The sequence below is a fragment of the Demequina zhanjiangensis genome (assembly GCF_030418315.1).
Lineage (GTDB): Bacteria > Actinomycetota > Actinomycetes > Actinomycetales > Demequinaceae > Demequina > Demequina zhanjiangensis.
On sequence record NZ_JAUHPV010000009.1, the window covers coordinates 35754 to 57357 of the forward strand.

Here is a 21604-nt window from a genome sequence, read left to right on the forward strand (position 1 = left end):
CTAGAACGGCGCCGGTTCCCTCTCACGGTCGTCGGCGGGCAGTGCTACGTGCACGGCCTCCGCGAGCGTGGACACCGCATGCAGCCTCACCCCGGCGGGGGCCTTGACGTTCGTCGCGCTGGCGGGCACAACGATGTCGCGAAACCCAAGGCGCCCCGCCTCGGCCACCCGCTGCGACAGCGCTGACACCGGCCGCACGGCCCCGGACAGCGCCACCTCTCCGACGGCAGCGAAGCCCTTGCGGACAGGGCGATCGAGACGCGCGGACGCTAGCGCAAGGGCGAGCGCCACGTCGGCCGCGGGCTCGGTGACCTTGGCGCCGCCGATCGTGGAGACGTAGACGTCGTCGGCGGCGACGGCGAGCCCTGCCCGTCGGTGAAGGACGGCGAGGATCATCGACACCCGCGCGCCGTCGATGCCGGACGTCGCACGGCGAGGGTTGCTGAGCGCGGAGGGCGCGACGAGCGCCTGGATCTCCGCGGGCAGGGGCCGCTTGCCGTCGAGCGTGATGGTGGCGCAGGTGCCGGGCACGTGCGCGCCGTCGTGGGACAGGAACAGCCCTGACGGGTCGGTGACCGACTCGATGCCGTCGTCCACGAGCTGGAAGCACCCGACCTCGTCCACCGACCCGAAGCGGTTCTTGATGGCGCGCAGCAGCCGCAGCGCGGAGTGCTGCTCGCCCTCGAACTGGCACACCACGTCGACCAGGTGCTCGACGAGCCGCGGACCGGCGACGGAGCCCTCCTTGGTCACGTGGCCCACGAGGACGGTGGGGATGCCTCGGGTCTTGGCGGCCTGGATAAGCGACTGCGCGACCTCACGCACCTGACCGACGCCACCCGCGGTGCCCTCGATCTCCGCGGAGGCGAGCGTCTGGATGGAGTCGACCATCATGAGGTGCGGCTCGGTGGAGTCGATGTGCGACAGCACGGCGCCCAGATCCGTCTCGGCCGCCAGCAGCACGCCACGCTCGAGCGCACCGATCCGCTCCGCGCGCAGTCGCACCTGGCCAGCTGACTCCTCGCCGGTGACGTAGAGGACCCGCTCCCCCGAGCGTGCGGCGCGCGCGGCGACATCAAGCAGCAGAGTGGACTTGCCAACTCCCGGCTCACCGGCGAGCAGGATCACCGCGCCCGGCACGAGCCCGCCGCCGAGCACGCGGTCGAACTCGCCCACGCCCGTGGCACGACGCTGCGACGACTCCGCAGAGACGTCAGGGATGGGGGTCGCAGCCGTGGTGGGTGCCGTCGCCTTGGTCGCTGGCCCTGCGGCCGAGGCCCCCGCCTCCACGACGGTGCCCCACGCCTGGCACTCGCCGCATCGTCCGACCCACTTGACGGCCGTCCAACCGCATTCAGTGCAGCGGTATCCGGGGGTGCTCTTGCTCTTCGCGGCCATGGCACACACGGTAGCCGCGGGGTGAGACATCCACGGCGTCGGCCCACCGGCACCCGGCACACCAGGCCACACGCCGCGACGCAACGGCTGCGGCGGAGCACGAAGCCCTAGGCTGGGGCCATGTCGGACACCACGTGGGGCGCCTCTCAGCCGACGCCGGACGAGCCGTCGGCCGGTGGGGCCAGGGGCGAGACCGCCCCGACCAGGCCTTCCATGCCCGCGCCCTCGCGCGCAGCCGCTCCTACTCCGATCGAAGGGGACGTAGGCGAGATCGTGGAGGCGGTCACACCGCCCGAGAACGACGAGATCATGCCGACCACGGGCGGCATCCCGTTCGCTCCGGTGGCGGGCCGCCCCGTCTCGCCCTACGACCGCATCTCCCCTGCCGCGCAGGGCCCGGACGACGTGCACCTGCTGGGCGAGACCGCGATCGCGAACGCGTCCATGTCAGCCTCCGGCGCGCCGACCCCCATGGCGGGAGTGCCGATGCCTCACGCGCGGTCCGCCGGCTCGCCGAGCGCGGCCGCAACGCCGCCTGCGAGCTCCTTCGGCAACGATGACCAGTCGCCCACGCCGCGCTATGAGCCGCGGTACGAACCGCGCACGATCTTCGCTCCGGTCAACCCACCGACCACCGAGGCTGCGGGCGCGGACCAGCCCGACGCTTCCGAGGCTCCTCACGACATCGCCACGCACGAGGTGGCGGGCGCCGACGTCCCGATGGCCGTCGCGATCGCCGCGATGGTCGACGAGGAGGGCCGGGAGATCGAGCCCGAGTCGGCCGACGAGCCGGACGAGGCCTCGGACGACACTGCGGAGACGACGCGCGTCGCAGCACCCGCCGCGACGGACGACGAGGCTGACCACGACACCGAGCACGACGGTGCCGGCGACGGTGACGGCACCACCCCGTCGGACCCGGACGAGGAGGGACCGCGCAGGAACGTGGGCGCGATCGTCGGCCTCGTGGCGCTCGGCGTGGCCGTCTGGGCGGGTGCCGCCTTCGGCGCGGTGCAGCTGCTGGGCCCCGACCCCGTCGTCGTCCCCCCGGAGACGCACGTGACCGGTGAGCCCGGTCCAACGGTCTCGCCGATCGCGCTTGAAGACCCCACCGACTTCCTCGCGGCGATGCCGTCGACGGTCGGCTCGCTCGCGCTCACGGGCGTGGAGACCCTCGATCCGATCGAGGCCGGTGTGCCCGAGCGTGCGGCGGAGGTGTACGACCTCCAGTACAGCGATGGCACGACGATCGTGACGGTGCGGGCGATCCAGCACTATTCGGAGGATGCGGCCACGGCGGCGTACGAGACGCTCGCGGGCGACGCCTCCGACGTCGAGCCCGTCACGGACAGCGAGGGCACCGAGGTAGGTGAGCGTGCCGTCGTCGCCGGCGCGGAGGCTACGGCCGTCGTGTGGCGCAACAGCACCGCGGTCCTGGTGGCGGAGGGCCCGGAGGACGCGGTGCTGGAGCTGTACCGCCTGTTCGCGCTGTGACTCCCGCGCCGCGCGGACCTCGCGGAGCCGGCGCCGACACTCGCGCCGAGATCCTGTCCGCGGCGGCGAACGTCTTCATCCGCGACGGCTACTCCAGCTCGATGCGCGCGATCGCGCGGGCGGCTCACGTGGATCCCGCGCTGGTGCGGCACTGGTTCGGCTCCAAGACGCAGCTGTTCGTCGAGTCGCTGAGGCCCGCCCAGGCCGACGATCCTCGCATCACCCGGTTCGCGACGATCCCGGAGGAGGAGCTGGGCGCGGCGATCGTGGAGCAGTTCCTCACGCTGTGGGAGGACCCGGTCGACGGCGTGCGGCTGCGCACGATCCTGCGCACGGCGATCGCGTTCGACGAGGTGGCCGAGGCGATGCGGGGGGTGCTGTTCGACGAGGTCCTGCTGCACGTGCTCCTTCAGCGCGGCTACGAGGAGGGCGATGCGCGCCTGCGCGCGTCGCTCACGGCGTCGCAGATGATCGGGTTGGCCGTCGCGCGCCACGTCCTCGGCTTCGCCACACTGGAGGAGACGTCCCGTGACCGGCTGGTCGCGTTGTACGGGCCGACGCTGCAGCACTATCTGACGGGGGACCTCGGTCCGGTTGCATGATCCGTGGAAAGGAGCATAATTCCTCACATGGAGAATAATGCGATCGAGATCACGGGTCTGCGCGTGGTCCGCGGCCACAAGGAGGTCCTTCACGACCTCTCACTGACGGTGCCTCGCGGCGCCGTCGTCGGACTGCTCGGCCCCTCAGGCGGCGGCAAGTCCACCCTCATGCGCTCGATCGTCGGCGCCCAGATCGTCGCCGACGGCGACGTGAAGATCTTCGGACTCGACGCCGGCACTCCCCCGCTGCGGCACCGCGTCGGCTACGTCACCCAGGCGCCCTCGGTATACGGCGACCTGACCGTCCGCCAGAACCTCTCCTACTTCGGCGCCCTCGTCGGCGCCGACGCCGACAACGTCACCCACACCATCTCCAGCGTCGGCCTCGCGGACCAGGCCGACCAGGTGGTCGACACCCTCTCCGGCGGCCAGCGCTCACGCGTCTCGCTCGCCGCCGCCATCCTCGGCCACCCGGACCTGCTCGTGCTCGACGAGCCCACCGTCGGCCTCGATCCCGCCCTCCGCGACGACCTCTGGAAGCTCTTCCGACACTTCGCCGACCAGGGCACCACGATCCTCGTCTCGAGCCACGTCATGGACGAGGCCACCCGCTGCGACCGACTCCTCTTCCTCCGCGAGGGCCGCATCCTCGCCGACGGCACGCTCGAGGAGATCACCCAGGACACCGGGACGACGGACGCCGAGTCCGCCTTCCTCGCGCTCGCCCGTCGAGGGGAGGCGGCATGAACGCCCGGCTGACCGCGGCCACTGCACGCCGCGTCCTCCTGCAGCTCCGCGCCGACAAGCGCACGATCGCGATGCTGATCGTGCTCCCGATGCTCCTGCTCACCCTGCTGTGGTGGCTCTTCGGCGACACCATCGACCCGATGACGCAGGCCCCCATGTTCGACCCGCTGGGCGCACGGCTCATGGGCCTGTTCCCCATGCTGCTGATGTTCATCATCACCTCGGTCGCCACGCTCCGGGAGCGCACGTCCGGCACCATGGAGCGCCTCATGGCCTCCCCCATGCGCCGCGGCGACGTGGTGCTCGGCTACGCGATGGCGTTCGGCCTCGTCGCCGCCGTCCAGGGCACGCTGCTCACCCTCTACTCGGTGTACGTGCTCAGCCTCGACGTGCAAGGGCCAGTGTGGGCGCTCGTGCTCATCATCGTGCTCGACGCCCTGCTGGGCACCGCGCTCGGCCTCGCCGCCTCGTCGCTCGCACGGACCGAGTTCCAGGCCGTCCAGATGATGCCCGTGGTCCTGCTGCCGCAGCTGCTGATCGCGGGCCTCTTCATGGCTCGCGAGGACATGCCCGACGTCCTCTACTGGATCTCCACCGTGCTGCCGCTCAGCTACGCGATCGACGCGATCAACGACATCCTCGCCGACAACGCCGCGGGCATCTGGCCCGAGGTGCTGATCCTGATCGGCTTCATCGCCGGCTCGCTGATCCTGGGAGTGACGACGCTGCGTCGCCGCACCCCCTGACCAACCCCCACCCCAAGCCCGTCCCGCAACCCCCGGCGGGACGGGCCTTGTGGCGTCCGGAGCAGCTCGCGGGCCGCACGCCCCTCGTCAGGCATCGCCGATAGCCTTGACGCATGAGCGAGACGACCTTCCCCCGCGTCGCCGTCCTGGGCGGCGCCGGCACCATCGGCACCACTGTGATCGGCGCGATGCGAGGCGCGGGCTGGCCCGCTGATCGCATCGTGGCAGCCGGCCGTTCCGGCGACAGCCTCGACGCCGTCGCGGAGCAGTACGGCGTGGAGACCTCCACCGACGCCACGGCGGCAGTCCTCGGGGCCGACGTGGTGGTCACCTCGGTCAAGCCGCAGGACATGCGTGCGCTGCTCGCGCAGATCGCGCCCACCCTCCCGGCCGACGCACTGGTCCTCACCCCCGCCGCGGCGCTTCCCGCGTCGTTCTACGAGTCCCTGCTGGCCGACGGCGTCGCCGTGGTCCGCGCGATGCCCAACACGCCCGCACGCCTGGGCAAGGGCGCGATCTCCATCTCGCCGGGAACCCACGCGACCGACGCGCACATGGATCTGTCCGAGCGGATCCTGAGCGGCGCGGGACTGGTGGTCCGCGTGCCCGAGGAGCAGATCGACGGGGTGTCCGTCGTCTCCGGCTCCGGCCCCGCGTTCTTCTACGCCGTCGCCGAGGCCATGGCGGCCGCAGGCATGGCGAACGGGCTCGACAAGGAGCTCGCCGAGGCGCTCGCCGCGCAGACCCTGATCGGTGCGGGTGCACTGCTCGAGGAGTCGGGCGAGACCCCGGCCGAGCTGCGCGCGAAGGTCAGCTCCAAGGGCGGCACCACGCTCGCCGCGCTCGCCGCCATGGAGGCCGCAGGGCTTCAGGGCGTGTTCTCCGCGGGCGCCAACGCCGCGATCGCACGCGCGAAGGTGCTGGGCGAGGAGCTTCAGCAGGGCTGACGCGCACTCGCCGGTACGGGCGCACGCTCACCGGCGCGCACGCGGGCACCCTCACCAGGGTGACGGGCGAGCCTCGTCGCGCTCAGCGTCGTCCGGCAGGTGGGGAAGCTCGCCGCCATCGGCGCGAATGCACAGCCACCGCAGCTCGCTCGGGCTCTCCGGAAGGCAGCGCCACGTGCGCCACACGCCCTGGCCTACGCGGATGCAGGTCCCCGCGCGCACGTCGACCACCTGGTCGTCGAGACCCATCTGACCCTCGCCGCCCAGGAACACGTACAGCTCCTCGTCCGATGCGTGCGTGTGCCAGTACCCGGCCTCCTCGCCCGGGACCAGGGCGTTCGCCGTCATGCCGATGAACTGCATCGGCAGCTCGTGGTCCACCACTCGCCGTCCCTCGCGGGACCGGTCCGGCACGAAGCCGCCGTAGTGTGCGCGCCAGTCGTCGAGGGCGCCGAGCTCTGTCACCTGGTAGTCGCTCATGCGCCCATCCTGTCATCGACCTGCGAGGCCGCTCGGGTCCACGGCGCTGTCACCGGCACCAGTCGCAAGACGGGGCCTCAGCCGTCCAGCTCGGACATGAACTCGCTCACTCGCTCGTACATGTCGTGCGACGCGACGTCGTCGTACTCATGCCAGCCCTCGAAGCCGAACAGGTGGCCGTCGCCGGGATGCACGAACTCCTCGCACGCGTCCCCCGCGAGCGTGAGGAACGCGGCGTTGTCATCGGCATCCACCCAGGGATCACGCTCGGCGTAGTGGAGTTGCGCGACAAGGTCCGCCGGCCACTCGTCGATCTCGAACCATGCCGGTGAGATCGCCCCGTGCATGACGACGAGTCCCGTCGCGTCGGGCTCGGTGAGCGCGAGGATCTCCGCGACCGCACCGCCGAGCGAGAATCCGGCGTAGACCCGCGGTCCGTCGAGCGCGGCGGTGAGCGCCCGGGCGCGCGCGATCCAATGCTCCATGCCTTCGGAGTCCACGTGATCGACGGCGGTCTCCAGATCGCCGAAGGTGCGTCCGTCGAACAGGTCAGGGGTGTGGACGTCGTGGCCGTCGGCGCTCAGGATCTCGGCCCACTGCTGCACGTGACGTGTGAGGCCGAGCGCGGAATGCACAAGGACGATCTGGGTCATGGGCACCTCCCCGGGGAACACGGTTCACAGTAGGCGACGAGCGCTCACCGAGCACCTGGAACCGAGTTGACTCACTGACCGCATACCCCCACCGGAATACCGGTTCACTTCTCCACCGTCGGTGTGAACGCTTGACTTGGACGCTTTTGAGGACAAGTGTGAAAGTGGCGCGCGATGGGGGCTCGCCAAGGCCACACACACCGCTCCAAGGGGGAGAGACGTGTCGACGCATGTCGTCCTGGGCACCGGATCCGTCGGCGCCCCGCTTGCTCGCGAGCTCGCGCATCGCGGCCACAAGGTCGTCTGCATCAACCGGTCGGGTTCGCGCACGGGCCTGCCCGCGTCGGCGGAGCAGCGTGTGGGGGACATCTCCGATCCGGGCTTCGCGGCGGAGGCGCTTCGCGATGCGGACGTGGCCTATCAGTTGGCGCAGCCGCCGTATCACCGATGGCCCCAGGAGTTCCCGGCGCTCCAGGAGACGATCCTCAAGGCGGCCGAAGCCAACGGGACGCGGCTCGTGATCGGCGACAACCTGTACTGCTACGGCATGGTGGAGGGCCCGATCTCGGACTCGACCCCTGAGCACCCGGTGAGCACCAAGGGGGCGCTTCGCAAGTCGATGGCACAGGACGCGTTGGCGGCGCATGACCAGGGGCGCGTCCAGGTGGCCCTGACGCGCCCCTCGAACTACTTCGGCGGGGACTATGGGCTCACGCGGGAGCTGCTCGCCAGGCCCGCGATGGAGGGGCGGCGGATGGCGGTGCTCGGGCGGCTCGACCAGCCTCACGCATTCGCCTACGTGCCCGACGTCGCTCGTGCCATGGCAGATGTCGGCACCTCCGAGGATGGCTGGGGACGCTCGTGGGTCCTGCCCGCGATGGCGCCCCTCACGCAGGGCGAGCTGTGCGCGCGACTGTGGGCGGAGGCGGGACGGGACAGCCGCCCTCGCGTCGCGGCGCTGCGCGGGCTCACGATGCGGATGGTCGGCCTCTTCGCGCCACGCGTGAGGGAGAGCGTGGAGATGCTCTACGAGATGGAGCGGCCCTTCCTGGTGAACGCATCCGAGTTCGAGGAGAGGTTCGGCTGGACGGCGACGGGCCTTGACGACGCTGTGCGGCAGACGATGCGCGACTCACGTCCTCACGAGATCGTCGCATCCACCTAGCGGCTGAGGCGGGGGCCTCGCGGCGGCCCTGGCGGATGTGGCTCACCACCGCTACTCTCGATACCCACCCGGGTACCCCGGGATTGCACGATGAGGTGCAGAAGGAGGCTGACATGACCTCGTGGCGGATCCGCGACGCGCATGCGGAGGACCTGGAAGACGTGGTGCGGCTGTGGGAGCGGTCCCGCGCGGCAGGCGTGGAGCCCGTCTACGCCCTCGCCGAGGTGCTCACCTCGGCCCAGGAGGACATCGCCGTCGTCGCCTCGCTCGGCGAGGAGATCGTCGGCGCCGCAGTCGGCCGCCGTGCGCACAACCAGGCGTGGGTGGTCTTCCACGCAGTGGACGAGCAATGGCACGGTCACGGCATCGGCGCGGGCCTGCTGGGTGCGCTTGAGTCTCGCGTGGCCGAGCACGGGGTCACGATGCTGTCCGCCCTGGTTCCCGCCGAGCAGGACTACCTCGACGCCTACAGGGACGCCGGCTTCGGCGAGAAGAAGGCGGTGCGCTACCTGGAGCGTCGGCTGCCCGTGCAGCGAGAGGAACGAGGCCCGCTCGCCGAGCTGGGCGGTCGCGTGCTGCCTCGAGGGCTGTGGGACGCCGTAGGCGGCATGCGCCATGAGAAGGAGCTCCTGGAGAAGCGGCTCGTCCTCCCCCTCGCGCAACCCGACCTGGCGGACAGGTTCGGCGTGGACCCGCCGCGCGCAGTCGTGCTGTTCGGCCCTCCCGGCACCGGGAAGACGACGTTCGCCAAGGCGGTCGCGTCGCGGCTCGAGTGGTCCTTCGTCGAGGTCTTCCCGTCACGCCTGGCCGCCGACCCCAAGGGGCTCGCGGGAGCGCTGCGCGAGACGTTCACCCAGATCGACGAGCTGGAGCATGCCGTCGTGCTGATCGACGAGGTCGAGGAGATCGCCTCGCATCGCCGCGGCGATCCCCCGTCACCCCTCCAGGGCGTGACGAACGAGCTGCTCAAGATCATCCCTGCGTTCCGCGAGCGTCCGGACCGGCTGCTCGTCTGCGCCACGAACTTCATCCGCTCGCTCGACTCGGCGTTCCTGCGGCACGGACGATTCGACTACGTGATCCCGATCGGTCTGCCCGACGGTGAGGCGCGCGCCGCGATCTGGGAGCGCTTCATCCCGCCTGCCGCCGGCGACGTGGACCTTCCCGCGCTTGTGGCAGCGTCGGACGGCTTCACTCCCGCGGACATCGAGTTCGCCGCTCGCAGAGCATCGCAGTCCGCGCTGGAGAAGGCGGTGGGCCCGGAGGCCGGCACCGCGGCAGGGCCGACCACCACCGACTATCTCGAGGCGATCGGGTCGACCCGCGCCACGGTCGCTCCGGAGGTCGTCGCCGAGTTCCAGGAGGACATCGAGTCGGTGGCGCGACTCTAGGGCGCGCTACATGGAGGCGAGGAAGGCCAGCACGCGCTCGTGCATGAGCGCCGCCTGATACGAGTCGTAGTCCGGTGACTCCTCGAAGCCGAAGAGGTGGCCGGCTCCGTCGTACTTGAACTCCTCGAGAGCGTCGTCGGGCGCCATCCTCACGAAGGCCTGCACCTCCTCCGGCTCGCACCACGGGTCGTCGACGGCGTAGTGGAGCTGCCCGATGAGCCGCTCGCCCCACGCCGCGTCGAGGATCGACGACGGCGGCAGCGCGCCGTGCATGAGCACGACGCCGCGCGCGGCCGGGTCGGTCAGCGCCAGGATCTGGGCCACGGCCGCGCCGAGCGAGAACCCTACGTAGACGGGCATGCCTTCAAGGCCCTGCAGCTCGTCGCGCGCGATCGAGACGTATGCTGCCATCTCCCCGGAGTCTGCGCGCTCGACGCCTTCGGCCAGGTCGGTGTAGACGTCTCCGCCGTAGAGGTCGGGGGTGGCGACGTCGTGACCCTCGTCGCGCATCTCGTCGGCCCAGCGGAGGACGGTGTCGGTGAGGCCGAGCGCCGAGTGGACCAGGATGATCGCAGCCATGGGGACTCCCTTCCTTCCACCAACCTACGCGGGTGTGCCCTGGTTCGCCTGCGGTTCGGCGGGGGACACGAGCATCCAGTGGGTGCCGTACCGGTCGGTGACGGTCGCGTACTCGTCGCCCCAGAACATGCGGGTGGGACCGTAGGTCTCCACGGCACCTTCGGAGAGGGCGAAGTACAGGTGGTTGAGCTGGTCCACGTCGTCGCAGTTGAGGGTGACCTGGATCGCGTTTCCTGGCTTGACGACGCGGCCTCGGCTGACGAGGGCGTCGGAGCCCATCAGCAGGTGCCCTCCGAGGATCGGGATGGCGAGGTGCATCACCAGGTCCGCCTCCTCGGGCGGGACGGGGCCCTCCCCGTCCTCGGGCGGGATGTCGCCCATCCGCATGATCCGTGCGGGAAGCTGTGCGCCGAAGACCGAGGCGTAGAACGTGAACGCCTCCTCGCAGGTGCCGTCGAAGGTGAGGTAGGTGCTGACGCTCGCCATGTGGGTGCCTCTCCGCGGCGCCGCTTCGCGCCCTCGACCTCAGGCTAGTGCGGGGGCGCAGGGCCCGCGCGGCGGGGACGACGGGGCCGCCGCACCCCTCAGCGGATGCGGCGGCCCGGCTCGTGTCGCCTGCTAGGACGCGGAGAGCGTGCCCAGCTCGTCCCCGCCGGAGAGGGTTCCGCCGACGGTGAGCCCGTCGACCGTCTCCCCGCCCGTGACGGTGGCGTCGGCGTAGACCGTGTAGGTCTCGCCGGGGACGATCGCCTCGGTCGAGATCACGAGCGACGCCGACGACTTCGTGGTGGTGAAGGATGCGACAAGCTCCCCCTCCGGGTCCACGATCGACAGGACGGTGCCGACGGGAACCGTCGAGCCGAAGCTCATCGACAGGTAGCCCTGGTCGCCGCCGCTCGGCGACTGCGCCATGCCTGCGGATCCGGAGGCGGCGAGAGAGCCGCCCGTGATCTCGAACGTGCCGTTGAAGTCGAGCGCGCCGTTGCCGTTGCCCTCGGGCCCGTTGACGATGACGGTCCCGCCCGTCATCACGACGTTGCCGTTGGAGTCGAGTCCGTCGCCGTCAGCGTCGAGCACGTAGGTGCCGCCGCTGATGTAGACCTCGACGCCCTCCTGCGCGCTGTCACCGCCCATCGCGGCCGTCGTGGTGGATGCCGAGGAGATCAGGGCTGCCGTGGAGAAGGACGCAGTCGCGGCGGCCGTGCTCGCGTCCTCGGCGGTGCTCGTGTCGGAGGAGTCGCGACTGCCCGGGCCGCCGGCGCCTCCCCCAGGGCCTCCGCTCATGCCGCCGCCCATGTCTCCACCCATGCCTCCCATCTCGCCACCGGACCCTGAGCCGTCGGTGCCGTTGATGCCGTCATCGGAGGAGACGACCGTGACGTCGCCGGCGTCCAGGTAGATGAGGGCGCCCTCGATGCCTTCGTAGGAGTTCGTGATGTCGATCTCGGTGTCGCCGATGCGGACGAACACGCCCGACGTGAGACCGTCGTCCCCTGCGTCGATCGCGAGGCTGCCGCCATTGATCGTGATCTGGTTCGCGGCGTCCAGCCCGTCGACACCCGAGGTGATGTCGAAGGTGCCGTCCTCGATCCAGATGACTCCGACGTAGGCCTCGGGCTCGTCGGCGTCGGCCTCGTTGTCGGACTTCAGCGCGTCACCGGCTGCGTCGACGGTGACGTCGCCGTCGAGGACGACGAACGAGTCCTTGCCGCGGATTCCGTCGTCCGCGGCGGTGACGTCGTAGGTGCCGGAGACGATGACGAGCGAGTCCTTGGAGGTGATGCCGTCGTTGCGACCGCCGTCCACGATGAGGGTGCCCTCGCCGGCGAGGAACAGGTCGGCGGTGGAGAAGATCGCGGCGTTGCCCGTCTCCTCGTCGGTGTCGTCGTACGTGCCGCTGTCGGTCACGGTGCTCGTGGTGCCCGCCTCCGTGTAGAGCACGACGTTGTCGGCGTCGTCCACCTGGATGGCGGGCGCGTCGACGTTGGCGATCGTCGCATCATCCAAGACCAGGGTGACGTCACCGTCGGCCACGTTCACGACGATCTGGCCCTGCGTCAGGGTGCCGGTCAGCACGTAGGTGCCCGCCTCGGTGATCGTGACCATGTCGCCGGAGATGGCGACGCCGTCGCCATCGGAACCGGATGCGCCGTCGGCGAGGGTGACGGTGGTCGCGTTGGCGTAGTCGGGGCTCAGGTCCACCTCGGGGAGGTCGAGCTGCTCGTAGCTGGCTTCGCCGTTGGCTGTGGCCGAGGCGACGGTCTCTGTCGACGACTCGGAGGTCGTGACGTCGGAGGCGGAGTCGGTGCTCTCGGCATCGGCGGCGTCGGAGGTGCATGCGCTGAGGAGCAGCGCTCCGGTGGTGGCGAGGGTGGCGAAGGCCAGCGCGGGCCTGCGGGACAGCTTCATGGGGTTGCCTTTCGGGGATCAGCCTGCGAGCGCGGCGACGCCGTCGACATGACGGCGGAGGGTGCGCGCCCAGCGGTTGGCGGGGAGGTCGGGCCGCAGGGCGGCCATGGAGGTGCAGTACTTGCTGACTCGGGCGGGACGGATGCCGCGCGCCCAGAGGGCACGGTCGACTTCGCCGGCGTGGCGCTCGACCTTCGTCTCGACGATCAGCCTGTCGTCGTAGGAGACGGAGCGGCTCTCGGCGTCGCGTGCGGCCACGCCGGAGTCGACCGTCAAGCGGCCGTCGGGCGTGACGAGCGTCGTCCGCCGGTAGGTGGTGGTGAGCGATGGCCGCAGCGTCGCGCCGAGTCCCGTGAGGCGAGGGAAGCCGTCGACGAAGGCCGCGGCCTCCGGGGTGAGGCGATCGCCCGTCGCCCCCTCCTCGAGGAACATGCGCGTCTTCACGGTCGATCCCGAGGCGCTGCGCTCCTTGACCTCGATCGCGAGCCCGCCCGTGTCGACGTATCGGCGGGTGCGGACCTTCGTGCGCCGAGGACGGCGGTGCGCGGCGTCGCGGTACATGCGGAGGTCCGCGGTGTCGAAGTAGACGGACTCGTAGCGGAAGCTGCGCCGCCCATCGATCTGGAGCACTCGCAAGGGGAGGTCGAGGGACTCCATGACCTCCGCCCAGCGTGCCGGCTCGACAAGGTACTTGCGGTCGACGCGCGTGAGCATGGCCGCGGTCGCGTCCAGCTCGTCGAGGGTCACCGGCGGAAGCTGGGCGACGCGCGCCTCCCAGGCGTCGGGCGCCGTCATCGCAGCCCCGCCGGCGCGCTCTCGTGGAGGGGCTCCGTGGCGGCGAGGTCCGCCGCCTGCGCCGACGGCGAGAGCAAGGTGTAGCGGACCTCGCACGCCGTCGTCTCGGCGACGTAGTCGACCTTGCGGATGGCGATGCGGTGCACGTGCGCACCGAGCATCGCGCCCGCGAGCTCCGAGGCGACCTGCTCGTCGGCCACCGCACGGTCCAGCACGAGCTGGGTGAGACGGGTGCGCCCGAACAGCGCGGGGTGGTCGCCGATGAGGATGACGCCCAGCAGCACGATCATGAGCGTGAAGCTCACGGCCGCGTTGCCCGACGGGAAGCCGCCGAGCAGTCCGAGCGCGATCGCCGTGAAGTAGTAGGCGATCTCGTTGTGCTCCATCTCGGTGGAGCGCAGGCGGATGATCGAGAGGACGGCGAAGATGCCCATGCCGAAGCCGAGCGTGAGGTCGGCGGTCGCCATGGCGTAGGTGACCCCCATGACTCCCACGTTGATCGCAAGGAACGAGACGATGAGGTCCTTGCGCCTGTGGCGCGGGAAGTAGAGGCCGAAGACGAGTGCGGAGATCGCGACCAGGTCGGCGGCGATGTAGATGAAGACTGACATGACGGGTTCCCCCTGAGATGCGGACGAATGACGGGAGGGGCGACCGGCGTCGGGCCGTTCACCCTTCGTTCACACAGCGAACTCGTCGTGCCTGGGAAAGGCCTGAGAACCAGGGCAGAGACCCCGGGGATCGATCCCGACGGGCCTTCCGCCGCCCGATTTCGCCGGTTTCGGCGGGAACCTCCCCGCCGGTCTCAGCGTTCTTCATGCCCGTTCCCAGCGAACGTGGAGGCGTCTCTGTGAGACTGAAGCCATGTCACAGCGCCGCATCCTGGTTGTCGATGATGAGGACAACCTCCGCACCATGCTCGTCGCCGCCCTCAAGTACGAGGGCTACGACGTCTCGTTCGCACCCGACGGACAGACGGCGCTCAAGATGGTCCGCGAGTCAGCACCCGACCTCATCGTGCTCGACGTGATGATGCCCGACCTCGACGGCTTCGCGGTCTGCAAGCGCCTGCGCGACAGCGGCAACCGGACTCCCGTCATCTTCCTCACGGCGCGGGACTCCGCGACGGACAAGGTGCAGGGCCTCCAGCTCGGAGCCGACGACTACCTGTCGAAGCCGTTCGCGCTCGAGGAGCTGGTCGCACGCGTCGAGGCGGTGCTGCGTCGGGTCGACGCCTCGCCGGACGCGTCGGAGACGCTCACCATCGCCGACCTCCTGCTGGACGACGTGGCTCACCGCGTCACCCGCAACGGCGAGGAGATCCACCTGTCGCCCACCGAGTACAACCTCGTGAAGTACCTGCTCCAGAACACCGGCCGCGTACTGTCCCGCGGACAGCTGCTCCAGAACGTGTGGGGCTACTCGCCCGACGACGACCCGTCGGTGGTCGAGACGTACGTGGGCTACATCCGCCGCAAGGTGGACGCGTACGAGCCGAAGCTGATCCATACCGTCCGCGGGGTCGGCTACACGATGCGGGTGCAGCAGACGTGAGCGACGCACGTCCCGGGCTGTCCCTGAAGGCCCGACTCCTGATCGGCCTGTCGATCGTCGCGGCCATCGCCGTAGGCGTCGCGGCGACCGTCACGGTGACCACCCACAGCTATCTCGTGACTCAGCTCGAGGAGCGCCTCAAGTCGTACTCGGAGCCGTTCGAGCACCGAGGCGCGCCGATCGACGAGGTCGCCTCGGACATCGCCGATGCCTTGAAGGGCATCATCCCGCAGCTCCCGTCGAGCGACGACGACTCCGATGCATACGAGCGTCCGTCGGACGCGTACACCGGTCAGATCTCCTCCAAGGGCGGCATCTACCCGAACTACGTGGCGAACACGGGCGACAGCAGCTCGTCCGGACCGGACCTGCTGTCCATCAGCGGCTCCGATCTGCCCACCTCGGGCGACGTCTACCTCACCGTCGGCGCCGAGGAGGGGGACGACACCTTCCTGCTGCGGATCGAGTACGTGGAGAGCCCGTCGAGCAACGACTACTGGTGGGAGTACACGGCGCTGTCCAAGGAGGGCGTCAACGACGCCACCCAGCGGCTGATCGTGATCGAGGCGTTCGGGATCGGGGCGCTGCTCGCCGGTCTCGCGCTCGTGGGCCTGTGGGTGACCCGGCTGGGGATCTCGCCCATGCGCCGCATGGTCGACGCATCCAAGCAGATCGCGGAAGGCGACCTCTCGGTGCGCCTCGAGGGCGCATCGGCGGGCTCCGAGAGCCACGACCTCGCGCTGGCGCTCAACGCGATGATCGGGAGGCTGACGGCCTCCCTCGCAGAGCGGGAGCGATCCGAGGCGAAGCTGCGAGAGTTCGTCGCCGACGCGTCGCATGAGCTGCGCACCCCGCTCACCACCGTGCTCGGCTACGCGCAGCTGTACCGCAAGGGCGCGCTCGCGGACAAGGCTGACGTGGACGACGCATGGGAGCGGACCGAGGCGGAGGCGGGGCGTATGAAGCGCCTGGTCGAGGACATGCTCGAGCTCGCGAAGTACGACGCCCTGCCGGAGCTGCAGCGGGTGGAGACCGACCTGTCGGAGCTTGCGGCAGAGGTCGTCGGCGACTCGGCGGCCGCAGACCCCGACACCGAGTTCGCGCTCGAGACCGAGGGCCCGGCCCGTGCGGCGGTGGATCCTGACAAGGTGCGCCAGGCGGTCATCAACATCGTGCGCAATGCCGCGGTGCATGGCGGCGACCATGTGGTGGTGCGGGTGTCCTGCACGGACGGCGCAGTGCGTATCGCGGTGGAGGACGACGGTCCGGGCATGAGCCCGGAGATCGCGGCACGCGCCTCGGAGCGCTTCGTGCGTGGTGACACCTCACGGTCACGGGCGACGGGCGGCGCGGGCCTGGGGCTCGCGATCACGGCCGCGATCGTCGACGCGCACGGAGGCACGCTCTCGGTCGCGAGCGCGGAGGGGGACGGCACGACTGTGACGCTCACCCTGCCGCGTGCGGCACTGCCTGGCTCCCCGTCAGCCCCGACGGCGCAGTCCTCCGACTGACGCCGCGGGCCTGGCGGCCCGGGCCGTCAGTCGTCCTGGAGCATCGTCTCGAGGCGGGCGTAGCTGGTCTCCATGCCCTCGACCATCCCGGTGCCGAGGATCATGTCCTTGGTGGCCTCGTCTGGGTACTGGATGAGCAGCGTGATGAGGGTGCCGCCGTCGTCGTCGATCATCGTGAGGTCGTTCATGTTCTGGGGCCCGGGCACGCCGATCATGCGCTCGGTGGTGACGGCACGGCGCGGCGCGTCGACGTACAGCACCTCCCCTTCGAAGCCGAACGGCTCGCCCTCGGTGCCCGGCTCCGGGGCCCACGCCGTCCGGTGGGTGCCGCCAGGTTCGAGCGTCAACTCGCACTCGGTCATCCGCCACCCGTCCGGACCGAGCAGCCACTGCTTCTGCAGCTCCGGGGTCACGTACGCGTGCCATACGGTGTCGCGGTCCGCCTCGATCCAGCGGGAGATCCGCACGTGGACCTCGGAGAGCTCCTCGAGCAGCGTGCCCTTGCCCGCGGCGAACTCGCGCAGGCCCTCGAGGACGCGGTCGATCTGTCCCATCGCCATGACTGTGCCCTGCTCCATACCCATCTCGAGCAGCTGCTGGAGCTCCTCGAGCGAGTTGAACCAGGTGGTGGTGAGGAGCCTGCAGCCGTCGTCGGTGGACTCGAAGGCCATGGCGACGCGCATCGTGGGCATCTCTCCATTGGGGACACCTGCGTCGTCCGCGAAGCCGTCGATGACCTCGATCAGCTCGCCCGGCACCACGCGGGTGAACTCCCAGTAGCCGGCGGTGGTGGTGCCGTCGGGTCCTGTCATGGAGTAGTTCGCGACGCCACCGACCGTGACGTCGAGCCGGCTGAAGTGTGCGGGCCAGCCGGGCGGCCCCCAGAACAGCTCGAGCTGGCGGGGGTCCGTGTAGGCCTCCCAGAGCCGGGTGACGGGCACGGGGAAGTCGGCGGTGATCGTCATCGTGAGGGCGTCGAGGTCCTTCTCGACGTTGGTGATGGGCATGGTGCTCCTTCCGGGGGAGGCTTCAGGATGTGCGGGGATCGGCGGTCAGGACGACGTCGAGGGCGTCGATGCGGTGGCGCCAGACCTGCTCGAAGGCGTCGAGCAGCCGCTGCGCCTGGGCGAGCCGCTTGGGGTCGGCGCGGACGAGCCGCTTGCGACCGTCGGGGCGGCGTGTCACGAGTCCCGCCTCCTCGAGCACGGCGACGTGCTTGCTGACCGCCGCGAAGGACATGGAGTACTCGGCGGCGAGGTCGGTGACGGACTCGTCGCCGGCCAGGGTGCGGCGGACGATGTCGCGTCGCGTCGCATCGGCCAAGGCGTGGAACAGGCGGTCCACCTCGGCGTCGGAGAGCTCAGTTTGTACAACCATATGGTTGAACGATACGTCCTGCGAGCGCACTGCGCCACCGCAACGGCGCTCAGGCGTAGATGGCGTCGACGATCGCGCGTGCCGTAGGCCCGGTCTGCCCCTCGGGTGCCGTGTTCGTGAGGGCGACGCACGTGATGCCCGCCTCCGGGTCCACGAAGAACTGGTGGCCGTACACCCCGCCCCAGGCGAACGTGCCCGCAGATTGCGGCACACCTGCGGCCTCAGGGTCCACAAGCACCGCACCTCCCAGGCCGAAGCCCCAGCCAGGACCGTTCGCCTGCGCCTCGGCACCCACCTGCGCGCTCAGCATCGCGCGCGCCGACTCCTCCGACATGATCCCGCGCCCGCCCCGTCGGAGCGCCTCGAGCAGTGCGAGCACCTCGTCCGCCGTGCCGACCATGCCCGAGCCGCCGGAGGGGTAGAGCTGCGGGGAGAGTGCGCGGCTCGGAGAGAACACTGTGGACGTGCCGTCCTCGTACATCAGCGAGTACGGATCCGTCATCGGGATCGGCCCGGAGGCCTCGAGCGCATAAGGGACCGCGAGCCGCTCGGGGTCCTTGGCGACGAAGCCCAGGTCGCGCAGGCCGAGAGGCTCGATGACCGCATGTCGCATGATCTCGATCAGCGGCACACCCGAGGAGGCCTCGAGAAGGTGCCCGGCAACATCGAGGCTGAGCCCGTACTCCCAGCGCTCCCCCGGCGTGAAGTGAAGCGGCGCCTTCGCCAGCCGCGCGAGGTTCTCGTGCAGCGTCTCGACGGATGAGTCGAGGCCGTCGGAGACCCCGAGCGCGTGGTACGGGTGGCCGGGCCTCTTCGCGAACCCGTATCCCAGGCCGGAGGTGTGCGTGAGCAGGTGACGCAGCGTCATCTCCGGCTCGGAGCCGTCGGGCAGCCGCGGGTGGAAGCGCGTCAGCCACAGCGACGTGGGCTCGTCAAGGCCGACGATGTCCTCCTCCACCAGCCGCATCGCCGCCGCGGTGACGAACGTCTTGGTGATCGACGCGAGTCGGAACACGGTGTCGCGGGTCATCGAACTGCCGGACGCGCGGTCCCGCATGCCCGCCGCCCGCGCGTAGGCCACCTCGCCATCCACCGCGACGAGCACCACGGCGCCCACCAGCCTGTCGGCGGCGAGGGCGGTGTCGAGCACCGCATCGAGGCGGCTTGAGAGGCTGGTCACCCGTTCATGGTGTCACGAGGTGAACGCTTCGCGGAACGCCAAGGTCCCGTCAAGGGCCAGTAGGACGCGAGCAAGGGGCAGGTCAGCGCGCGAGCTCGCCGATCAGCTCGAGCTCGCGAGCGCGACCGAGGCCGGCAGTGCCGGGCCGACCCAGACCCAGCTCGCGCTCCTCGTCCAGCACGTCGGCGAGCGTCTCGGCGAGCGGCCTGCGCCGCCCACCCGTCGCAAGGTAGCGCGAGTCGGAGTGGTAGCCGCAGCGCGCCGGTCCTCCGTCGTCGTCCACCCACAGGCCCATCGAGCCGTCGCCCTTCCACTGGCGCACGCCATGCTCCTGCAGCCACGGGCCGGGCGCCTCGACCACGGGTCCAGCCGCACCCGCGACCTGGCGCGCCAGGTCGATCATGGCGCGCATCGACATCGCCTCGCCCACGGCGTTCACGGCGCCTCCCAGCCCAGACTCGATCGAGTCGAGCATCCACGCGACGAGGTCTCGCACGTCGATCACCTGGACCGGGACGGACGGCTCCGCCGGCACGAGCATCGGCCCGTCGCCGGCCTGCGCGGCCCGCCGGGGCCAGTACGCGAGCCTGTCCGTCGGGTCCCCGGGGCCACCGATCACGCCCGCGCGCACGAGCAACGCGTCGGGGTGGGACGCGAGGGTGTCCGCCTCGCAGCGCGCCTTGGCCGCGTCGTAGCGGGAGCCGTCCACTCGTTCGTCGATCGCGGCGGGCTCGCGCAGGGGCCCATCCTCGGAGATCGTCTCCCGCACGGGGGCGTAGGCGGCAACCGAGGAGACGTACGTCCAGTGCCGCGCCCGGCCCGCGAGCGCCTCGGCGGCCTCACGCACGTGCCTCGGCTGCCAGCTCACCTCCACGACCGCGTCCCAGTCCCGGTCCGCGACTGCGTCGTACGCGCCCGGCTCGTCCCGGTCTGCCACCACGAGCTCCGCACCCTCGGGCACCGCGCCCGAGACGCCGCGAGCCACGCACGTGACGTGATGCCCGCGCGCGAGCGCGGTGCGTGCGGTGAGGGCGCCCAGCCACGCGGTGCCGCCGAGGACGAGGATCTGCAGGGGTCGATCGGTCATGCCTCCAGGCTAGGCGCGCCCCCGGGACGTGGACGACGGCGCGAGGTGCCAGCAACGGCTTCAGTGGCCCATGAGCCCGTCCCTAGGCTGGCCGCGACGACAGGAGACCCATGGCGACCCGCTTGACCGCACGCGACACCGTGCTCGCCGTGCTGGTCGCGATCGGTTGGGGCGCGAACTTCGCCGTCATCCGTCTCGGCGTCGGAGAGATGCCTCCCCTGCTCCTCGCGTCGCTGCGATTCGTGGTGGTGTTCCTGATCGCGGCACCTTTCGTCCCACGCCGGGGGATCCCCTGGCGAAGCCTGATCCCGATCGGGCTCGCGATGGGAGTCGGGCAGTTCGGCTTCCTGTTCGTGGCGATCTCGCTGGGCATGCCGTCGGGCCTGGCAGCGACAGTGCTCCAGGTGCAGGTGGTCTTCACGACGCTGATGGCGGTGGCCTTCCTCGGCGAGCGGCTCTCCCCCAAGCGCATCGTGGGCCTCGCGATCGCCGTGTGCGGCATCGCCTTGATCGGCCTGGACATCGGCACGTCGGCGACGGTGGTCGGCTTCGTGATGACGATTGCCGCGGCCCTGTCGTGGGCCACTTCGAACGTGCTGACACGACGGCTCGGAGAGGCGAACGGGCTGTCACTCGTGGTCTGGACGACCGCGGTGCCGCCGATCCCGCTCATGGCGGCCTCGCTGCTGTTCGAAGGCCCCGACGCCGTGGGCACCGCCCTCACTCACCCCACGTGGGGAGGGGCATTCACCCTCGCCTACCTGGCGCTCGTCTCCACGATCTTCGGCTACGGGGTCTGGAACACCCTGCTGGGAAAGTACCCCGCGTCGACTGTCGCGCCGTTCTCGCTACTGGTGCCACCCGTCGGCCTGATCACGGGGTGGCTGACGTTCGGGGAGACCCCCGACGCTCCCTCCCTGATCGGCGCGGGGCTCGTGATCGCGGGGATCGCGGTGGCGAACCTCGCGTTCAGGCACCGTCGTCAGCGGACGACGCAGGGGGACACGCCAGAACCGGAGGCGACCCCGGCAGGCGTCTCGGCTCAGCCCTCGGCCTGAGCCACCTCGGCGCGCGTGCGAGCGTCGGGATCGCCCTCGATGCCGCGGTAGACCTCCAGCTTGAAGTCCAGGAACTCGAGCCGCTCGCGGTCGGCCGCCATGCGGTCCAGCAGCTCGTCCCGGTAGTGAGCAAGCACCTCGATGCGCTGCGGCACCGTGAGGTCACCCGCACGGCTCAACTCGACGAACTCCTTCATCTCGCGGATCGGCATCCCCGTGCCGCGCAGCAGCTGCAAGGTGCGCACCCACCCGAGATCCTCGTCGGTGTAGCGACGATGGCCGTTGGCCTCCTTCGCGACCGGTTCCAGCAGGCCCTCGCGCTCGTAGTAGCGCAGGGTGTGCTTGGACACCCCCATGCGCGCTGAGGCCTGGTCGATCGTGTAGCCGTCCACGGATCCACCGTACGTCGACGACGGCGGTGTTGACTTCGA

Annotated in this window: 22 protein-coding genes and 1 pseudogene; 10 read left to right on the forward strand and 13 right to left on the reverse strand. The window is 70.5% G+C overall.

From position 1 onward, the window contains the following. The gene (gene radA, locus QQX04_RS13130; RefSeq protein ID WP_301129928.1) at positions 1-1398 is read right to left on the reverse strand and encodes a DNA repair protein RadA; all 1398 of its coding nucleotides are present in this window, start codon (positions 1396-1398) and stop codon (positions 1-3) included. Positions 1399-1518: 120 nt separating this feature from the next. Here radA and QQX04_RS13135 point away from each other — a divergent pair, with 120 nt between their 5' ends. From QQX04_RS13135 to proC, 5 genes are all read left to right on the forward strand, one after another. Further along, positions 1519-2892 (forward strand): hypothetical protein, encoded by a 1374-nt coding sequence (locus tag QQX04_RS13135; RefSeq protein WP_301129930.1) that lies wholly within the window; start codon positions 1519-1521, stop codon positions 2890-2892. Continuing rightward, a complete protein-coding gene (locus QQX04_RS13140; protein WP_301129931.1) occupies positions 2889-3494 on the forward strand; it encodes a TetR/AcrR family transcriptional regulator in 606 nt (201 codons plus the stop codon). Before QQX04_RS13135 ends, QQX04_RS13140 begins: the two co-directional genes overlap by 4 nt. Before the next feature lie 27 nt (positions 3495-3521). Further along, on the forward strand, positions 3522-4241 hold the full coding sequence (locus tag QQX04_RS13145) for an ABC transporter ATP-binding protein (RefSeq protein WP_301129933.1): 720 nt from the start codon (positions 3522-3524) through the stop codon (positions 4239-4241). Next, positions 4238-4987 carry an ABC transporter permease gene (locus QQX04_RS13150; RefSeq protein ID WP_301129935.1) on the forward strand — a complete coding sequence of 250 codons (750 nt, stop codon included), beginning with the start codon at positions 4238-4240 and terminating at the stop codon, positions 4985-4987. Before QQX04_RS13145 ends, QQX04_RS13150 begins: the two co-directional genes overlap by 4 nt. A 113-nt stretch (positions 4988-5100) precedes the next feature. Continuing rightward, entirely contained in the window at positions 5101-5934 is an 834-nt protein-coding gene (gene proC, locus QQX04_RS13155) for a pyrroline-5-carboxylate reductase (RefSeq protein WP_301129937.1), read from the forward strand. 51 nt (positions 5935-5985) lie between these two features. On the opposite strand, the gene QQX04_RS13160 is transcribed toward proC, so the two are convergent. Further along, positions 5986-6414: a cupin domain-containing protein gene (locus QQX04_RS13160; RefSeq protein WP_301129939.1), complete on the reverse strand. Its 429-nt coding sequence runs from the start codon at positions 6412-6414 to the stop codon at positions 5986-5988. Positions 6415-6491: 77 nt separating this feature from the next. Then, complete coding sequence (locus QQX04_RS13165; protein WP_301129940.1) at positions 6492-7067, reverse strand: dienelactone hydrolase family protein; 576 nt, start codon at positions 7065-7067, stop codon at positions 6492-6494. 220 nt (positions 7068-7287) lie between these two features. On the opposite strand from QQX04_RS13165, the gene QQX04_RS13170 reads away from it, so the two are divergent. Together QQX04_RS13170 and QQX04_RS13175 are read left to right on the forward strand one after the other, a co-directional pair. Next, the gene (locus tag QQX04_RS13170; RefSeq protein ID WP_301129942.1) at positions 7288-8232 is read left to right on the forward strand and encodes an NAD-dependent epimerase/dehydratase family protein; all 945 of its coding nucleotides are present in this window, start codon (positions 7288-7290) and stop codon (positions 8230-8232) included. A gap of 113 nt (positions 8233-8345) precedes the next feature. Next, on the forward strand, positions 8346-9623 hold the full coding sequence (locus QQX04_RS13175) for an ATP-binding protein (RefSeq protein WP_301129943.1): 1278 nt from the start codon (positions 8346-8348) through the stop codon (positions 9621-9623). Positions 9624-9629: 6 nt separating this feature from the next. Here the strand turns inward: QQX04_RS13175 and QQX04_RS13180 are convergent. From QQX04_RS13180 to QQX04_RS13200, 5 genes and pseudogenes are all read right to left on the reverse strand, one after another. Next, positions 9630-10205: pseudogene (locus tag QQX04_RS13180) on the reverse strand (dienelactone hydrolase family protein); the annotation flags it as partial. Between the two features lie 21 nt (positions 10206-10226). Continuing rightward, positions 10227-10688 carry a VOC family protein gene (locus QQX04_RS13185; RefSeq protein WP_301129950.1) on the reverse strand — a complete coding sequence of 154 codons (462 nt, stop codon included), beginning with the start codon at positions 10686-10688 and terminating at the stop codon, positions 10227-10229. A 132-nt stretch (positions 10689-10820) separates the two neighbouring features. Beyond that, positions 10821-12611: a carbohydrate-binding domain-containing protein gene (locus QQX04_RS13190; protein WP_301129952.1), complete on the reverse strand. Its 1791-nt coding sequence runs from the start codon at positions 12609-12611 to the stop codon at positions 10821-10823. A gap of 18 nt (positions 12612-12629) precedes the next feature. Continuing rightward, entirely contained in the window at positions 12630-13406 is a 777-nt protein-coding gene (locus QQX04_RS13195) for a VTC domain-containing protein (RefSeq protein ID WP_301129954.1), read from the reverse strand. After that, a complete protein-coding gene (locus tag QQX04_RS13200) occupies positions 13403-14017 on the reverse strand; it encodes a DUF4956 domain-containing protein (protein WP_301129956.1) in 615 nt (204 codons plus the stop codon). The genes QQX04_RS13195 and QQX04_RS13200 overlap by 4 nt, the downstream gene beginning before the upstream one ends. A gap of 253 nt (positions 14018-14270) precedes the next feature. On the opposite strand from QQX04_RS13200, the gene QQX04_RS13205 reads away from it, so the two are divergent. Continuing rightward, positions 14271-14960 (forward strand): response regulator transcription factor, encoded by a 690-nt coding sequence (locus QQX04_RS13205; protein ID WP_301129957.1) that lies wholly within the window; start codon positions 14271-14273, stop codon positions 14958-14960. Further along, positions 14957-16471, forward strand: a complete 1515-nt coding sequence (locus QQX04_RS13210) for a sensor histidine kinase (RefSeq protein WP_301129959.1) — start codon at positions 14957-14959, stop codon at positions 16469-16471. Before QQX04_RS13205 ends, QQX04_RS13210 begins: the two co-directional genes overlap by 4 nt. 26 nt (positions 16472-16497) lie before the next feature. On the opposite strand, the gene QQX04_RS13215 is transcribed toward QQX04_RS13210, so the two are convergent. From QQX04_RS13215 to QQX04_RS13230, 4 genes are all read right to left on the reverse strand, one after another. Further along, positions 16498-17478: an SRPBCC family protein gene (locus QQX04_RS13215; RefSeq protein WP_301129961.1), complete on the reverse strand. Its 981-nt coding sequence runs from the start codon at positions 17476-17478 to the stop codon at positions 16498-16500. A 22-nt stretch (positions 17479-17500) separates the two neighbouring features. Next, positions 17501-17848, reverse strand: a complete 348-nt coding sequence (locus tag QQX04_RS13220) for an ArsR/SmtB family transcription factor (RefSeq protein ID WP_301129963.1) — start codon at positions 17846-17848, stop codon at positions 17501-17503. Between the two features lie 49 nt (positions 17849-17897). Continuing rightward, the gene (locus QQX04_RS13225) at positions 17898-19028 is read right to left on the reverse strand and encodes a serine hydrolase domain-containing protein (protein ID WP_301129964.1); all 1131 of its coding nucleotides are present in this window, start codon (positions 19026-19028) and stop codon (positions 17898-17900) included. 82 nt (positions 19029-19110) lie between these two features. Further along, the gene (locus QQX04_RS13230) at positions 19111-20115 is read right to left on the reverse strand and encodes an NAD-dependent epimerase/dehydratase family protein (RefSeq protein WP_301129966.1); all 1005 of its coding nucleotides are present in this window, start codon (positions 20113-20115) and stop codon (positions 19111-19113) included. A 110-nt stretch (positions 20116-20225) separates the two neighbouring features. Here QQX04_RS13230 and QQX04_RS13235 point away from each other — a divergent pair, with 110 nt between their 5' ends. Beyond that, positions 20226-21173, forward strand: a complete 948-nt coding sequence (locus QQX04_RS13235; protein ID WP_301129968.1) for an EamA family transporter — start codon at positions 20226-20228, stop codon at positions 21171-21173. On the opposite strand, the gene QQX04_RS13240 is transcribed toward QQX04_RS13235, so the two are convergent. Further along, on the reverse strand, positions 21158-21565 hold the full coding sequence (locus tag QQX04_RS13240; protein ID WP_301129970.1) for a MerR family transcriptional regulator: 408 nt from the start codon (positions 21563-21565) through the stop codon (positions 21158-21160). The two genes, QQX04_RS13235 and QQX04_RS13240, sit on opposite strands and share 16 nt — an antisense overlap. Positions 21566-21604: the final 39 nt, after the last annotated feature.

Bases quoted from the DNA above. Each gene is read 5' to 3' on its own strand.
- radA (WP_301129928.1), bottom strand. From the start codon at position 1,398: ATGGCCGCGAAGAGCAAGAGCACCCCCGGATACCGCTGCACTGAATGC.
- QQX04_RS13135 (WP_301129930.1), top strand. From the start codon at position 1,519: ATGTCGGACACCACGTGGGGCGCCTCTCAGCCGACGCCGGACGAGCCG.
- QQX04_RS13145 (WP_301129933.1), top strand. From the start codon at position 3,522: ATGGAGAATAATGCGATCGAGATCACGGGTCTGCGCGTGGTCCGCGGC.
- QQX04_RS13150 (WP_301129935.1), top strand. From the start codon at position 4,238: ATGAACGCCCGGCTGACCGCGGCCACTGCACGCCGCGTCCTCCTGCAG.
- proC (WP_301129937.1), top strand. From the start codon at position 5,101: ATGAGCGAGACGACCTTCCCCCGCGTCGCCGTCCTGGGCGGCGCCGGC.
- QQX04_RS13160 (WP_301129939.1), bottom strand. From the start codon at position 6,414: ATGAGCGACTACCAGGTGACAGAGCTCGGCGCCCTCGACGACTGGCGC.
- QQX04_RS13165 (WP_301129940.1), bottom strand. From the start codon at position 7,067: ATGACCCAGATCGTCCTTGTGCATTCCGCGCTCGGCCTCACACGTCAC.
- QQX04_RS13175 (WP_301129943.1), top strand. From the start codon at position 8,346: ATGACCTCGTGGCGGATCCGCGACGCGCATGCGGAGGACCTGGAAGAC.
- QQX04_RS13185 (WP_301129950.1), bottom strand. From the start codon at position 10,688: ATGGCGAGCGTCAGCACCTACCTCACCTTCGACGGCACCTGCGAGGAG.
- QQX04_RS13190 (WP_301129952.1), bottom strand. From the start codon at position 12,611: ATGAAGCTGTCCCGCAGGCCCGCGCTGGCCTTCGCCACCCTCGCCACC.
- QQX04_RS13195 (WP_301129954.1), bottom strand. From the start codon at position 13,406: ATGACGGCGCCCGACGCCTGGGAGGCGCGCGTCGCCCAGCTTCCGCCG.
- QQX04_RS13200 (WP_301129956.1), bottom strand. From the start codon at position 14,017: ATGTCAGTCTTCATCTACATCGCCGCCGACCTGGTCGCGATCTCCGCA.
- QQX04_RS13205 (WP_301129957.1), top strand. From the start codon at position 14,271: ATGTCACAGCGCCGCATCCTGGTTGTCGATGATGAGGACAACCTCCGC.
- QQX04_RS13215 (WP_301129961.1), bottom strand. From the start codon at position 17,478: ATGCCCATCACCAACGTCGAGAAGGACCTCGACGCCCTCACGATGACG.
- QQX04_RS13220 (WP_301129963.1), bottom strand. From the start codon at position 17,848: ATGGTTGTACAAACTGAGCTCTCCGACGCCGAGGTGGACCGCCTGTTC.
- QQX04_RS13230 (WP_301129966.1), bottom strand. From the start codon at position 20,115: ATGACCGATCGACCCCTGCAGATCCTCGTCCTCGGCGGCACCGCGTGG.
- QQX04_RS13235 (WP_301129968.1), top strand. From the start codon at position 20,226: ATGGCGACCCGCTTGACCGCACGCGACACCGTGCTCGCCGTGCTGGTC.